The 13,151-nt window shown below is 58.5% G+C and carries 13 protein-coding genes and 1 tRNA gene; 5 read left to right on the forward strand and 9 right to left on the reverse strand.

Features of this window, described 5'->3' with window-relative positions:
- Position 1: 1 nt before the first annotated feature.
- The gene (yajC, locus tag HS103_04475) at positions 2 to 352 is read left to right on the forward strand and encodes a preprotein translocase subunit YajC (protein ID MBE7512055.1); all 351 of its coding nucleotides are present in this window, start codon (positions 2 to 4) and stop codon (positions 350 to 352) included.
- The gene (locus tag HS103_04480; protein MBE7512056.1) at positions 349 to 1,215 is read left to right on the forward strand and encodes a sulfurtransferase; all 867 of its coding nucleotides are present in this window, start codon (positions 349 to 351) and stop codon (positions 1,213 to 1,215) included. The genes yajC and HS103_04480 overlap by 4 nt, the downstream gene beginning before the upstream one ends.
- Before the next feature lie 48 nt (positions 1,216 to 1,263).
- Here the strand turns inward: HS103_04480 and HS103_04485 are convergent, their stop codons facing one another.
- From HS103_04485 to HS103_04495, 3 genes are all read right to left on the reverse strand, one after another.
- Positions 1,264 to 1,587, reverse strand: a complete 324-nt coding sequence (locus HS103_04485) for a hypothetical protein (GenBank protein MBE7512057.1) — start codon at positions 1,585 to 1,587, stop codon at positions 1,264 to 1,266.
- Positions 1,588 to 1,596: 9 nt separating this feature from the next.
- Positions 1,597 to 2,646, reverse strand: a complete 1,050-nt coding sequence (locus tag HS103_04490; protein MBE7512058.1) for a type 2 isopentenyl-diphosphate Delta-isomerase — start codon at positions 2,644 to 2,646, stop codon at positions 1,597 to 1,599.
- 116 nt (positions 2,647 to 2,762) lie between these two features.
- A complete protein-coding gene (locus HS103_04495; GenBank protein MBE7512059.1) occupies positions 2,763 to 5,675 on the reverse strand; it encodes a protein kinase in 2,913 nt (970 codons plus the stop codon).
- 171 nt (positions 5,676 to 5,846) lie between these two features.
- On the opposite strand from HS103_04495, the gene HS103_04500 reads away from it, so the two are divergent.
- The gene (locus tag HS103_04500) at positions 5,847 to 7,043 is read left to right on the forward strand and encodes a carotenoid 1,2-hydratase (protein MBE7512060.1); all 1,197 of its coding nucleotides are present in this window, start codon (positions 5,847 to 5,849) and stop codon (positions 7,041 to 7,043) included.
- A gap of 25 nt (positions 7,044 to 7,068) precedes the next feature.
- Here HS103_04500 and HS103_04505 read toward each other — a convergent pair whose 3' ends face one another.
- Positions 7,069 to 7,575 carry a flavin reductase family protein gene (locus HS103_04505; protein MBE7512061.1) on the reverse strand — a complete coding sequence of 169 codons (507 nt, stop codon included), beginning with the start codon at positions 7,573 to 7,575 and terminating at the stop codon, positions 7,069 to 7,071.
- A gap of 163 nt (positions 7,576 to 7,738) precedes the next feature.
- Between HS103_04505 and HS103_04510 the strand changes: the two genes are divergently transcribed.
- Positions 7,739 to 7,812 (forward strand) — tRNA-Val (locus HS103_04510).
- 450 nt (positions 7,813 to 8,262) lie between these two features.
- Here HS103_04510 and HS103_04515 read toward each other — a convergent pair.
- Positions 8,263 to 8,493, reverse strand: a complete 231-nt coding sequence (locus tag HS103_04515) for a heavy-metal-associated domain-containing protein (GenBank protein MBE7512062.1) — start codon at positions 8,491 to 8,493, stop codon at positions 8,263 to 8,265.
- A 19-nt stretch (positions 8,494 to 8,512) separates the two neighbouring features.
- Complete coding sequence (locus HS103_04520) at positions 8,513 to 8,785, reverse strand: metal-sensing transcriptional repressor (GenBank protein ID MBE7512063.1); 273 nt, start codon at positions 8,783 to 8,785, stop codon at positions 8,513 to 8,515.
- Positions 8,786 to 8,987: 202 nt separating this feature from the next.
- Here HS103_04520 and HS103_04525 point away from each other — a divergent pair, with 202 nt between their 5' ends.
- On the forward strand, positions 8,988 to 10,577 hold the full coding sequence (locus HS103_04525) for a response regulator (GenBank protein ID MBE7512064.1): 1,590 nt from the start codon (positions 8,988 to 8,990) through the stop codon (positions 10,575 to 10,577).
- Here HS103_04525 and thiD read toward each other — a convergent pair.
- The 3 genes from thiD to HS103_04540 form a co-directional block, all read right to left on the reverse strand.
- Entirely contained in the window at positions 10,561 to 11,433 is an 873-nt protein-coding gene (gene thiD, locus HS103_04530) for a bifunctional hydroxymethylpyrimidine kinase/phosphomethylpyrimidine kinase (protein MBE7512065.1), read from the reverse strand. The genes HS103_04525 and thiD overlap by 17 nt on opposite strands.
- A gap of 2 nt (positions 11,434 to 11,435) precedes the next feature.
- Positions 11,436 to 11,822: a response regulator gene (locus tag HS103_04535; protein MBE7512066.1), complete on the reverse strand. Its 387-nt coding sequence runs from the start codon at positions 11,820 to 11,822 to the stop codon at positions 11,436 to 11,438.
- A gap of 480 nt (positions 11,823 to 12,302) precedes the next feature.
- Positions 12,303 to 13,004 carry a hypothetical protein gene (locus tag HS103_04540; GenBank protein ID MBE7512067.1) on the reverse strand — a complete coding sequence of 234 codons (702 nt, stop codon included), beginning with the start codon at positions 13,002 to 13,004 and terminating at the stop codon, positions 12,303 to 12,305.
- Positions 13,005 to 13,151: the final 147 nt, after the last annotated feature.

Here is a 13,151-nt window from a genome sequence, read left to right on the forward strand (position 1 = left end):
AATGGGTGAATTTATCGCCTTTTCGTTCATTCTTCTCGTCCTCATGGCAGCCTACTACTCCTTTGTGATCGTCCCCCGCCAGCGCATCTTTCGGCAGCACAACAAGTATGTGCGGACGCTTGTCGTGGGCGATGAGGTGATCACCGCTGGGGGGATCATCGGCACACTTACCCAAATGGATGCCGCGCATGGCATTGCTTACATCAGCATTGCCGAGGGAATTGAAATCAAGGTCTTATCCGCCGCCATCAGCCGCCCCTTTGACGCCGATGAAGTTGCCCAGAGCGCCCAAATTGGCTTAGAGACCCAACAAAATACGTTAGAGAAAGAGAAAGCAGACGCACCCTCATGACGACTGAGATTCCGATTCTTGTCAGTACGGCGTGGCTGGCAGATCACCTGACCGATCCCGACTTGCGCATCGTGGATATTCGCGGGCATGTTCTTCCTGCCACCGAGCCGTTCCCGCATTACTTCAACCACCATGCCGATTACCTCAAGACGCATATTCCCGGCGCGGTGTTTGTCGATTGGGTACACGCCATCACCGATCCGGCTGACCCACGCCATGCCCAGATTGCCAAGCCCGAACGCTTTGCCGAAGCGATGGGCTGCTTGGGGATCAGCGAAAACACCTATGTGGTTGCCTATGACGACGCTGGGGGGATGTTTGCCGCCCGTTTATGGTGGGCGCTGAACTATTACGGTCACCCCCGCGTCAGCGTCCTTGATGGCGGCTGGACGGCATGGATGGCGGAGGGTCGCCCTGTTACGGCGGATAGTCCGGCAATGACACCCTCAGTCTTCAGCCCCACGCCCACCCCCCACTGGTATCGGGATGGGGCGGCGGTGCTGGCGCGGCTAGGGGGGGAAGCCCGCCTTGTCGATATGCGCACCATCGCTGAATTTCAAGGAAGCGCCTCACGGGCTGCGCGGAAAGGGCATATCCCCGGCGCGGTGAATCAGCCCCGCGCCGATCTTGTCCAACCCGATGGGCGACTCCGACCCGCTGAGGATATTCGCCAGAAATTCGCCGCGCTTGGCGTCAGCGAGGCATCCCCAGAGGTCATTTTTTATTGCAACGGTGGGACGAGTGCTAGTTTTGGCTTGATGGCGCTGAAGGCGGCGGGGATTAAGACGGCGGCTGCCATCTACGATGGTTCCTGGAAAGATTGGGGCAACGACCCCACAAAACCGATTGAGGGGCTGGAATAGACCGCCCCGCCCCCCTGTAGGGACGCTCCCTGGGGCGTCCGCTCACAATCACAACTGAAAGCCGTGCCGAAAGACGATCACCTTTGTGCTGAAATCGGTGACGAAATTTTCGAGGCGTGTCACAAGGCGCTGCCATGTGGTGCTAGACATTGCCTCGCGGATTGTCTCCAACTGTTCGGAGAGGAATTCCACCTGACGCATCGGATAATCCCCCCATTCCGTGTTGTAGACACGGAACAGGTGAATCCCCATCCCTTGTAAGCGGGGGACGAATTCTTGGGTGACAAACTGAAAATAGACATCGTTCGTCTCGCCAACAATGTTGTAGCTGATGATCAGTTTATAGCGGGGCGTGAATTGTCCGTTCGTCATGGCTCACACTCAACTCATCTCCGCCTTCCGTAAGGCGGCAATATCCGCTGAAGCCGTCATAAACATGGTGATTTGGAGTTGTTGTCGCACAATTTCAATGAGTCGGATCACGGCATCAACGCCCTGATCAGCCACTTTGATAAAGCGCTGTGCAAAGCCCCCTAACGATGCCCCCAAGGTGATGCATTTTGCCACGTCAATGCCATCTTTCAAGCCACCGCTGGCGAAGATGGGCATATCCGGCGCAGCCTCGCGGACGTAGCGAATGGCGTCGGCGGTGGGAATGCCCCACCCAACGAAGGCGCGGGCAATTGTCTGTTGAACTTCGGTCATTTCGCGGAACGATTCAACCTGACTCCACGAAGTGCCGCCTGCGCCCGCCACATCAATGGCGTTGACGCCCACGCTGACCAAGCGGCGTATGTCCTCTTTGCTGAACCCCCACCCAACCTCTTTGGCAATGACCGGGACGCCAATCGTGCGGCAGAGCGTTTCTAGCTTGGGCAGCAGCCCGCTGAAATCGCGGTCACCTTCTGGCTGAACCGCCTCTTGGAGGGCGTTGAAGTGGAGGATGAGGGCGTCCGTTTCCGCCATATCGACGGCGCGGCGGTAATCATCCACCGTGAAGCCATAGTTCAACTGCACCGCGCCGACATTGGCAAACAGGAGAATGTCGGGGGCGACATCGCGGACGCGAAACGTCTCGGCAAGCTCTGGGCGGATGATCGCCGCCCGCTGTGACCCCAAGCCCATGGCGATTCCGGCGTGCTGTGCCGCCGCCGCCAGCGTCCGGTTGATTGGCGTCCCTTCCAGTATCCCGCCCGTCATGGAGGAGATAAGAATCGGCGCGGCGAGGCGTTTCCCAAACACGGTGATCGCCGTATCTACCGCGTCAAGATTCAGGTCAGGAAGGGCGCGGTGCATGTAGTGATAGCGTTCTAAACCGGTGGTTAGCTCGGATTGAACGTCCTTGAATCGCGTGATCTCGACGTGATCTTTTTTCCGCTGTTCGATCAGCGGGTCGTCGTTGGAAGGCGGTGTATTGTGTGTGGTTGTCATCCTACATTCATCACTATGGGCGACGGCGCGGGATCACCCCTACATGAACCATCCTGTAGGGGCGACCTCACAGGGTCGCCCGGCGTTCCATGTCGAACTAGGGTTAGGTAATAGGGCTACTGGAAGCGGTAGCAGCGCCAGTTATATGCCAGTGTGGAGGATGTCCCCACTTGGAGGGCAAACGCTCTTGGCTCGCTGTACCACCCCTGACAAATCGTATCAAAGTCCTTTGCCGTGAGGGTGAAGGCGGTTGAGCCATCGGCATTCGTACACGCCCAATCCTTGTTGCTGTTTGTCAGAGCGGTTTTATAGCCTCTCGCCGTGCAGTATTGCTCTACTTGGAACTCTCCATTGCCAATGATCACCGCCCCTGCTGGGATGTAGTTCCGGTTGTTATAGGCGGGCGGCGATTGGTCTGAGGTGGTCGTTGTCGCTGTTGCTTTAGGCGTAGCGGTGCGTGCCACTGCGGTGACGGGTGAGGCGACGGGTTCTGACCAATAGCCGCTGGAGTCGCTCTCGCCCATCCAGCCGTATTGGGATTTGTACTCCACCTCATACCACGTGATCCCGTGATTGCAGATCGGACCGCCGAGGACGCGGAAGCGCTCTGACGGGGCGACACGGGCAATCGTTGTGATGGAGGAGTTCACCGAGGGGCGTCCGGCAAGGCTGTTCAGCAAGTTTGCCGATCCGCTCGGCGTGACGCGCCCGTAGCCAAAGACTTTCAGGCGGGTGGCTGGCGACGTGCCGCACACGCCCACTGTTCCCCCGCCCGGGACGCCGGTATCATACGCCGGTTCCACCCAATATTCCAGCCCTTTGCCCTCTGCTGTCCAGCCAATCTGACCGCTGCTGTTGACCTTCCACCATGCCAAGCCTTCGCCATCGGCTGCTTTTGTACACTGCGGACCTTCCATAACAGTGACCAACGACCCGCCCAAAAGCGCCCCGATGCGGTTGCCCGTGCCGGGCGCATCGCGCAGGATGTTCGGCTCACCGGGGGTGATTCGCGCTCCCGCGCCGACGATCAGGCGGGAGGGCATAAAGCCTGAACAGCGCGTTGTTGGATAAGCCACTCCCGAATTCGGCGGCGGCGCACTCTCTGTTTTGACAAGGGCAGCAACGGCTGTCATTTGGGCGTTCGCCGTCCCTAAGGCATAGATGGCGCCTTGCGTGGCGTTCTGGACGGCGACATTCGTCTGGACGGCGGAAATGGTTGCAGCGGCAATCGTGCTGCGTTCCATCAGCAGGGCGACGCTCGTCCCTTGTGCGTTTAGGGTGGCGTTGGCAAAGAGCGCGTTTTGGGTCGCCGTCGCCATGCTAAAGAGCGCATTTTGCGTGGCAGTGGCGGCGCTGATCGTCGCATTGGCGTTGCTCATTGCCGTCCCCGTGATATTGAGCGCAGCGCTGTTCGTCGCCTGAAGGTTGGCGATAGCCGCGGTGGCGCTTGCCTGTATGCCGGCAACTGCCGTTTCCGTCTGGATCACGGCGGCTTGTGAGGTCAGCGTGACGGCAAAGGTCGCCTGAAACGCCGTTGCCATCGCGTCTAAGGTGGCTTCCCCATTGAGTGCCACTTGGGTGGCACTGGCAATCATCGCTGCCTCGCCATTCGCCGTAAGCTGCGCCTCTACGGTGAGGTTCGGCGTCTCGGTGAGGATGGGTGTGGGCGAACTCGTCGGCGAGGGGGTGCTTGTAGGCGAGACGCTGCTTGTGGGCGATGGGCTGCCCGTCGCTGTGTTTGTGGCGGTGAAGGTGGCGGTGGGCTGCGTGTTGCCCGCCACTGTTCCGGCAAGGGCAAGGCGCGTTTCTTCCAAGTGCGCCGCATCCTCGGCGGCTTTCGTCAGCTCCAAGACCTGATTGGTCGCCTCTGTGTTTGGCACACCGTTGCTTGGGCGGGTGAGGACGAGTGCGGCAATGCCGGCAATCAGGGCGAGGGCGATCACCCCCAAGACGATCACGCCCGCGCCGCCGCGCCGGGGATTGGCGGCGGGCGCAGCTTCGGGGGCGGGCATCGACCCACCGCCGATGGTGGCTCCATCGCTGACGCCGGGCATTTGGGTAGGAGAATAGCCCCCCGAAACATTCACCCCGACAGGCGGCGTGGGGTAACGGGGGGGGATGGACGTCCCGCCCGGGGTCACCGGAAGGGGGTTTGTCAAGCCGATTGTCCCTTGCGAACTGCCAAACCACGCCGGAAGGTTTCCAGTCAATATGACGCTGCGGAACGATTCGGCAAGCTGTCCGGCGGAGACAAAGCGTTCATCGGGGTTTTTCGCCAAAGAACGGATGAAGATCGGGTCGATAATAGACGGAATAGCAGGGTTGAGCGCGGAGATAGAGGGCAGCGGGTCGTGGACGTGCATCGCCATCATGCGGAAGGGGGTATCGCCCGCGTAGGGGACGCGCCCGGTGAGCATCTCAAAGAGGATCACGCCGAGGGCATAGACATCGCTGCGGTTATCCGCCCGTGCGCCGTTCCACAGTTCCGGCGCCATGTACGCCGGAGTCCCCATCACCATCCCCGTTTGGGTGATGTTCGTCGTCTCGTTAAGCAGTTTGGCGATCCCGAAATCGGTCAGGAAGGCGTTGTGCATTTTGTCCAAAAGGACGTTATCCGGCTTCAGGTCGCGGTGGATAATCCCCTGTTGATGGGCGTAATCCAGCGCGCCGGCAATCTGATCGAGCATCCGCCCCGATTTTTCGAGGGGGATTGCCCCACTCGCCCGCAGCAGTTGCGCCAAACTGCCGCCTTCGAGCAGTTCCATGACCAAATAGGCAACGTCGTTTTCATGCCCAAAGCCAAAGACCTTTAAAATGTGGGGGTGGCTCAGGCGGGCAATTGTTCGCGCCTCGCGGGTGAACCGCTCCCCAAAGAGGGGATCATCAATCTTGTCTGAGCGGATGATTTTGATCGCCACATCGCGCTCAACAGATGTCTGCCGTGCGCGATAGACGGTTGCCATGCCGCCTTTCCCCAGTTTGGAGATAACATTGTATTCGCCGAACTTCTGCCCGATACAGGGATCCATGCCAAATCTTCCCTCGCCGCTTTGCTATTGAATGCACCATTGTAACCTGATTTACAACCTTGTGCGGAAAGCAAACCTTGCACAAACGTGGGCGACTCCCTTATCTTTGATCTCAGTCGCCGTGTTGTGGGCATTTCCCGCCCGATTCGGTCTATTTAGAGAGTTGCCATTGTGAAACATCGTCTTTACCCGTTTATCCTTGCGGGGGCGGCGGTGATCGCCCTCGGCATTTTAGGCGTGCGCGGCTTGCGCGGCGCCCGTGCGCCGGAATACAGCGCCGATGTCGTTGCTGCGCTAGGGGGGAGCAGCACAGAAGGTTTTGCCCGCGCCCTCACCGTCCGTCCTTTTGTCTTTCCGGCTGACCACGCCGCGCATGGTGAATTTCAAACCGAGTGGTGGTACAACACGGGCAATCTCAGCACCGCTGAGGGGCGGCGCTTTGGGATTCACTTCACCATCTTCCGGCGGGCGCTCAGCCCGACCATGCCCAAACGAGACTCCGAGTGGGCGACGAATCAAGTCTATTTTGCCGACTTCGCCCTTGCCGATGTCAGCGCCAACCAATTTTACGTCTATGAGCGCTTCAGTCGCAGCGCGGCGGGGCTTGCTGGCGCTGAGCCTGACCCCGCCCAGGGTGTTCGGATTTGGCTTGAAGATTGGGCGATTCGCGGTACAGACAGCCAAGCCAGCGGCTTCCATCTGAAGGCGGGGGAGGGCGATATTGCCCTTGATCTGACGCTGCGCCCCACAAAACCGCCCGCTCTGCAAGGGGATCGCGGGTTGAGCCTGAAAAGCAGCATCGCCGGCAGCGCCAGCTATTACTACTCCCTGACGCGCAACGAGGCGCAAGGGACGATCACCGTGAAGGGGGAAACCTTCGTCGTCAGCGGCACGACATGGTTTGATCACGAGTTCAGCACAAGTGTTTTAGGCGAAAACGCCGTCGGGTGGGATTGGTTTTCCATCCAGTTGGACCATGGGCGGGAGGTGATGTTCTTTACCATTCGCCAGAAGGATGGCGGGGTAGAGCCAAACTCTCATGGAACACTGATTGAAGCGGACGGGACAACCCACGAACTCCCCCTGAGCGCCTATACGATCACGCCCTTAGGGACATGGGCAAGCGAGCGCACGGGCGCGGTGTACCCCTCCGGCTGGCGAATCACCATCCAGACGCCAACGGGCGACCTGCTTTTGGAAGGGACGCCGCTCCTCCTGAACCAGGAATTGAACACGACGACGGCCTATTGGGAGGGGGCGACGCGCTTCACTGGCACCGATGGCGGTGTGCCGGTCAGCGGTTATGGCTATGTGGAACTGACCGGGTACAACCGCAGTCCGGCACAGCGGGAATACAGCCGCCAGTGAGCGGTGGCTGCTGTGTTGCCTCCTGTTAGCCCGTGCCTTCTTCGGCGGTTGGCACAAGCCGCTTGTAGGTGCGGTTGTGGTAAAGCAGGGGGGCTAAGTCAGGCTCGCTGTGAGCGGCGATGACCTCAGCGATGAAGATGGTGTGTGTCCCCGTCTCGATGCTGTTGACGACGGCGCAGTCGAACCAGGCAATCGCCCCCGCTAGGAGCGGCGATCCGGTCTCGGCTGTTGTGTAGGCGATGCCTGCAAAGCGATCGGTGATCGTCTTATCAATCCCCGCAAAGCGGTTGGAGAGCGCCTCTTGCCCCTGCCCCAACATGGAGATGGCATACACGCCCGATTGCCGAACAAGGGCATGGGCATAGGTATCTTTGTTCAGGCAGACGAGGACGGTGGGCGGTTCAAGGGCGACAGAGGTAAAACTACTGACGGTCATACCCGCCAACGCGCCCTGATGGTAGGTGGTGACGACGGTCACCCCTGTTGCCCATTGGCGCATGGCGGCACGCAGTACCTGAGACTCTACGGGCATGGCTGCCCTCCTTCTGGTAAACGAAATTTGTCATAATATTATGACATTATAACAGGAGGGGAGAAGATGCCCCACAAGCGATTTTAGGGGCGAGGGAGTCACCCCTTGCCAAGCCGTGAGCAATCCCGTATAATCACACTTACCCAATGAAGGTTGGGGCAATGGGTCGTTAGCTCAGTTGGTTAGAGCGCGTCGTTGACATCGACGAGGTCAGAAGTTCGAGTCTTCTACGACCCACAACCAAACTCCCCAGTGAATCATCCGGCAGCCACGCCGGATGATTTGATTCTAGGCGGGGTTCACAGGGTTTGGGGTTTTCTCGCGGGTGGAGAGCAAACGCTAGGTTACACCAGCCACTTGCCCGTTGAGGGTACGGAAACGACACTAAGGCTTCGATACAACTATTGCAGTACCCTCGTATTGCAGTACCCTCGCTGGTTGAACGGCAACCAGCCTTCTTACAAGAAGGACGGGCGTAGGTTGATTTACCCCTTAATCACCGCAGCATACCCCATCGATAAGTCTATCGTGATGAGCAGGGCTGTCAACCACTAAGGGGTCAATTTCCATGAAAAATGCTGTAGGTTGTGTTGAGCGTGTAATCTCAGTGATCCCGCTGCTAAAGCAGCGGGCTGAAGGTAGCCCCCTTCGGGGCTTAAAATCGAGTGTGGGGATGCGCTGGGCGGACTAATTGATCGTCACGTTTGGCTGCGCGGGTGGATAGTTAATCTCCACCAATTTGGCTTGGATTGCCTCCCATGTGGCGGGGTCTCCCCACGACACTTCAACGTGTTTCGTCGCTTGGTCAGCCTTGACGGTAACCACCCCCACCACCTCGCTGAGTTCCTCTTGAATGGTGTGAACACAATGCCCACAGCTAATGTTCGGCACGACAACGGTTTTTGTCTCGTTTTTCATCCTAATCCGACCTTTCTTTCTACAGGGTGTTCGCAAAAACTTCGCTCACTTCACGGAGCGCTTTCTCGCGCTCGGCGGCATCGTTGCCCTGCACGGCAGTGATCACACAGGTATGGAGATGATCTTCAAGAATCACTTGGCTCACCTTTGCCAACGCCGCTTGCGCCGCTTGAAGCTGCTTGATCACATCGATGCAGTAGCGATCCTCCTCAACCATCTGAAGAATTCCGTTCAGGTGTCCAAGTGTGCTTTTGAGCCGGTTGAGAACGGCTTTCTTTGTTGGTTGTTCCATAGATGAACGCTCCGCTGAATTCCTTACCCCCACCCCGCCGGGGTGGGCTTATAGAACAATAGCATAGAGCGCAATTCTTTCCAAGTGTCGGTATCCCTTGCGATTCACCCAGTTTCAGACTCACCCTAAAGCGACTTCTCATTTTCATGCTACACTCTGTGGCGAGATCAGGGCGTTTTCAAGGTGTTCAACGGGGATTGTCATGTCACGCGAACGAGTGCTGGTGGTGGACGATAGCGCCGATAACCGCGAGTTCATTGTCTCCGCCATTCTAAAACCAAATCAGTATGAGCCACTGGAAGCCCGTGATGGTGTGGAATGTATGGAGATTGCCCGCAAAGAATCTCCCGACCTGATCTTGCTTGACCTGCAAATGCCGCGCTTGGATGGCTTAGGCGTGCTGGATGCGCTCCGTCGGGAAAATCTCGCCATTCCAGTTATCCTGATGACCTTTCACGGGTCGGAAGAAATTGCCGTTGAAGTATTCCGCAAGGGCGTTCGGGATTATGTCAAAAAGCCTTATACCCCAGAGGAAATGCTCCGCGCCATTGAAGGCAGCCTTACCGAGACGCGCCTTCGCCGCGAGAAAGAGGCGCTCACCGGACGCCTTCTTGCCGCCAACAAAGACCTTCACGCCCGCGTGAAAGAATTAAACACAATCTACACCATCGGCAAAAGTGTCACCGCCTTGCTTGATCCGGCGCAGCTTTTGGCACGGGTGGTTGAGGCGGCAGTGGTCGTCACCGGCGCAGAGGGCGGCAGCCTGATCTTGGCTGAGGAGGGCGATCTCATCCTGCGGGCGGTTAAACGGCGCGGGGAGGCACACGCCCGCCCCACCGCTGAAATCACCCAAGACCGTATTGCCGAACGCGCCATTCAAAGCGGGGAGATCGTCTCCCTGACCCCCCAGCAAATGACGCTGATGAAATCGCGCAACCCGAACGCCCCCCATGCCGTGATGTTCGTCCCGATCAAACTCAGCGGGCGGACGATTGGAGTCGTCGGCGTTGAAAACATTACAGTGGCAAAGGCGTTTTCCGAACATGAGGGGGCGCTTGTCTCCGCCTTGGGAGATTACGCCGCTATCGCCATTGAGAACGCCCGCAACTTTCAGGCGTTGGAAGAAGCCAAAGAGCGCGAACAGATGCAGATTCGCCGCGCCTTCGAGCGCTATGCTGCCCCTAGTGTGGTGGATCGCATTTTGCGTGCGCCGGACGGTCTGACCCTTGGCGGGCAACGGCGCGAGGTGAGCATCCTCTTTGCCGATCTGCGCGGCTATACAAATTTCACCCAACAGGCGGCGCCGGAAAGCGTCGTTGAACTGCTGAACGCCTATATGACTTTGGCAGCGGAGGTGATCTTTGCCCGTGAGGGGACGCTGGATAACTACCTCGGCAGCACGATCATGGCGATCTTCAATGCCCCGGAAGAACAAAGCGACCACCTCTACCGCGCTGTTGATGCGGCAATTGCCCTTCAGCACGCCATCCAAGAGATGAACGCCAAGCACAAGATAAGCCTTGCCTTAGGGATAGGGGTTGCCGTTGGCGAGGCAATTATCGGCAATGTGGGGACGCAGCGGGCGATGCATTATACGGCGTTGGGCGGGGTTGTTGGCACGGCAAAGCGCCTTCAAGAACGCGCCGCCGCCGGACAAACTCTTGCCGAGGAAGAGGTCATCACCCGCTTGGGCGATCTTCTTGAGGCAGAGCGCTTAGGGGCAACAGGCGGGACATCCGAACAGGGACAGGTGGGGCAAGCTGTCGTTTACCTCATTAAGGGCTTGGCGTGAGCGCCGCATCGTCCCGCCCCCGCTCTGGATCGACGCCATGCCAGAGCGTCGCTCGCCCTGCCCCTAGCCGCCAGCCCACTGCCGCCGCCAGCGCCCGCTGAAGGTAGCCTTGAGCCAGTCTGACGGCATCCGGCAGCGCTGTGCCCTTCGCCAGTTCAGCGGTAATGGCGGCGCTGAAGGTGCAGCCTGTGCCGCGTGGGTTGTCTAAAGCAAGGCGCGGTGTCTCGTAGTGGTGCAATGTCCCCCCCACCGCCAAAATATCGATCATCACGCCGCTTGGCAAATGCCCCCCTTTGACCAAGACAGCGGGGAGGTTATACCGCGCACAGAGTGCCAGCGCCGCCGCTGACATCTCCTCGGCGGTGGTGACCGCCCCTTCCAGCAGCAAACCACATTCGGTTAGATTAGGCGTGATGAGCGCCGCTTGGGGAAAAAGTGCCTCACGGTAGGCGGCAAGACCTGCCGCGTCCACCAGCCGCCGCCCATCACCCGCCACAAGGACAGGATCGACCACCAGCGGGGCGGCAAAGCCAGACTCCGCAAAAGCAGCCGCCACCGCCCGAATGGTTGGGGCATTGAACAGCAGCCCTGTTTTTGCCGCATCCGCACCCATATCCGTCAAGACCGCCCGCATCTGACGGGCAATAAACTCCGGCGGAAGGGGCTGTACAGCGTAAATTGCCTGTGAGTCTTGGGCAGTGAGTGCGGTGATCGCCAGCAGCCCATAGACCTGATGGGCGGCGAATGTTTTGAGGTCTGCCGCCACCCCCGCCGCCCCACTGGAATCGCTGGCGGCAATGGTCAGCGCCGTTGGTGGCGTTCGGACGGGGGGCGGCGAGTCAGCCGCGCTGGGCATGGTTAGGCGTCGCTAGGAAGTGTTTTGCGAAGGGCGGTTTCTATTGTCTCACAGAGCATGGCGCGGGTGGCTGGTTTGCGCAGGAAATAATCGGCGCCAGCGTCTTGCGCTTGGGTTTCGATTATCTTGTCATGACTGGCGGTGTAGAAGATCACCGGAATGTGCGCGGCGCTGGCATCTGCCTTCAAGCGCGTACAGACCTCCAGACCGGTCATGTCGGGGAGCATGAAATCGAGCAGGATCACTCTGGGGGGATTGTATTCCACAGAGATCAAGGTGTCATGCCCATTCATGACGCTTTCGATAGGGCGATTCAAGGGACGGAGCATGATCCGCAGCAGATCGAGCGTTTGCTGCTCATCATCGACAATCAAAATGTGATCGGTCATACAACGGTACTCAACATACTATGATTCACAAAATTCATATTCAGTCTAAAGGGTGATCTAAGAAAATGCAATGGTTTGGGGTTTCCCTTGTTGGATTCGCTGAAGGGCGCGAGAGAATCAAGCAGACAGACTTGCCCTTGCCCTACTCTCCCATAAGGGGAGGATAGGAAAAGGGTGAGGGCATATTCAACCCGTGTGGAGGGTGTCCCTAGTAGACCATCAAGAAGATAACCATAGAAAGAGACGCCCTCATCCCCTCGCCCACAGAATTTCTCCCCTATTCCCTGTCTACGGGGAAAGGGGGAGAGATTCCCTCTCTTTAGTTTAGGGGGAGGGGATTAGGGTTTCCAAGCCCCGAAGGGGTGGTTACTCCTAGCCGCTGCTTTAGCGGCGGGCGCTCACGGGCGGCGCTGGGCGCAATGCCTTGCGCCCCTACGGGAATTACACTGACAACATACTCTAGCCTGCTCTAGCCTGCTCCTATTGGGCTGGCGCTTTGCACAAAAACCAGTTTGAGGTGTCTACATCGGCGGCGCGGTATTCATACAGCGCCCGATTCCAGACAAAGGTGTAAACCCATCCGGGGGTGACAATACCATCCGTCGTGACGCCGACTTTCGGGCATTCCAACTGGCTGTTGCGGAACTCGCGGTATGCCCACTTCCAGCTATAGCGGGGCTGGTCAAAGTCGGCAAGGGTGATGTCCGCTTTCCCCACACGAGTCCCCAAATCTTGCAGAGCAAGGTTGAAGGTGTCTGGTGGGTCGGTGCGCGGTGGGTTGGTGGGAATAGCGGTCAGTTCATAGATCGCGCCTGTGGGGTTTGTGCAAAGCTTCAGGGAATCGGGCTTGCCAAACGCCACACGGTAATCGTACTCTTTGCCGCGCAGGACAAAAATAAATTGGTAGCCAATGACCTTCCCAGGGGTGGCAACCTCGCCCGCCAACGGACACTCCAGCGAGCTATCGGCAAAATCGACCCCGCGCCATTCCCAACGGGAGGTAGGGTTGTCAAAATCGGCGAGGGCAAGCGTCCGCCCTAAGCGTGTGCCGAGGTCTTTCAGCGCCTCGTTAAATTCTGCCGGAGGGGTGCCGCCCTGCGCATGGGTCAGGCGTGCCGCCCCGACGATCAGCAGCGCAGCGGCTGTCAGCATCAGGGCAAAAACGAGAGGACGTTTGACCATAGGGGTATCTCCTTGATCTGAAACCTGAATTCGTCACTACTGGGGAGAAGTGTATCATAGGCGACGGGAAAAGCATCCGGCGGGTTGCATTCTTGGATTTTTCTTAGCGTTGGTCAACCTTAGATAACAAAATCCCCCCACTATCAC

Source organism: Anaerolineales bacterium, assembly GCA_015075625.1.
In the GTDB taxonomy this organism is placed as follows: Bacteria; Chloroflexota; Anaerolineae; order Aggregatilineales; family UBA2796; genus UBA2796.

Coding starts and splice junctions, on each gene's coding strand:
- yajC (MBE7512055.1), top strand. CDS start 2: ATGGGTGAATTTATCGCCTTTTCGTTCATTCTTCTCGTCCTCATGGCA.
- HS103_04480 (MBE7512056.1), top strand. CDS start 349: ATGACGACTGAGATTCCGATTCTTGTCAGTACGGCGTGGCTGGCAGAT.
- HS103_04485 (MBE7512057.1), bottom strand. CDS start 1,587: ATGACGAACGGACAATTCACGCCCCGCTATAAACTGATCATCAGCTAC.
- HS103_04490 (MBE7512058.1), bottom strand. CDS start 2,646: ATGACAACCACACACAATACACCGCCTTCCAACGACGACCCGCTGATC.
- HS103_04495 (MBE7512059.1), bottom strand. CDS start 5,675: ATGGATCCCTGTATCGGGCAGAAGTTCGGCGAATACAATGTTATCTCC.
- HS103_04505 (MBE7512061.1), bottom strand. CDS start 7,575: ATGCCCGTAGAGTCTCAGGTACTGCGTGCCGCCATGCGCCAATGGGCA.
- HS103_04515 (MBE7512062.1), bottom strand. CDS start 8,493: ATGAAAAACGAGACAAAAACCGTTGTCGTGCCGAACATTAGCTGTGGG.
- HS103_04520 (MBE7512063.1), bottom strand. CDS start 8,785: ATGGAACAACCAACAAAGAAAGCCGTTCTCAACCGGCTCAAAAGCACA.
- HS103_04525 (MBE7512064.1), top strand. CDS start 8,988: ATGTCACGCGAACGAGTGCTGGTGGTGGACGATAGCGCCGATAACCGC.
- thiD (MBE7512065.1), bottom strand. CDS start 11,433: ATGCCCAGCGCGGCTGACTCGCCGCCCCCCGTCCGAACGCCACCAACG.
- HS103_04535 (MBE7512066.1), bottom strand. CDS start 11,822: ATGACCGATCACATTTTGATTGTCGATGATGAGCAGCAAACGCTCGAT.
- HS103_04540 (MBE7512067.1), bottom strand. CDS start 13,004: ATGGTCAAACGTCCTCTCGTTTTTGCCCTGATGCTGACAGCCGCTGCG.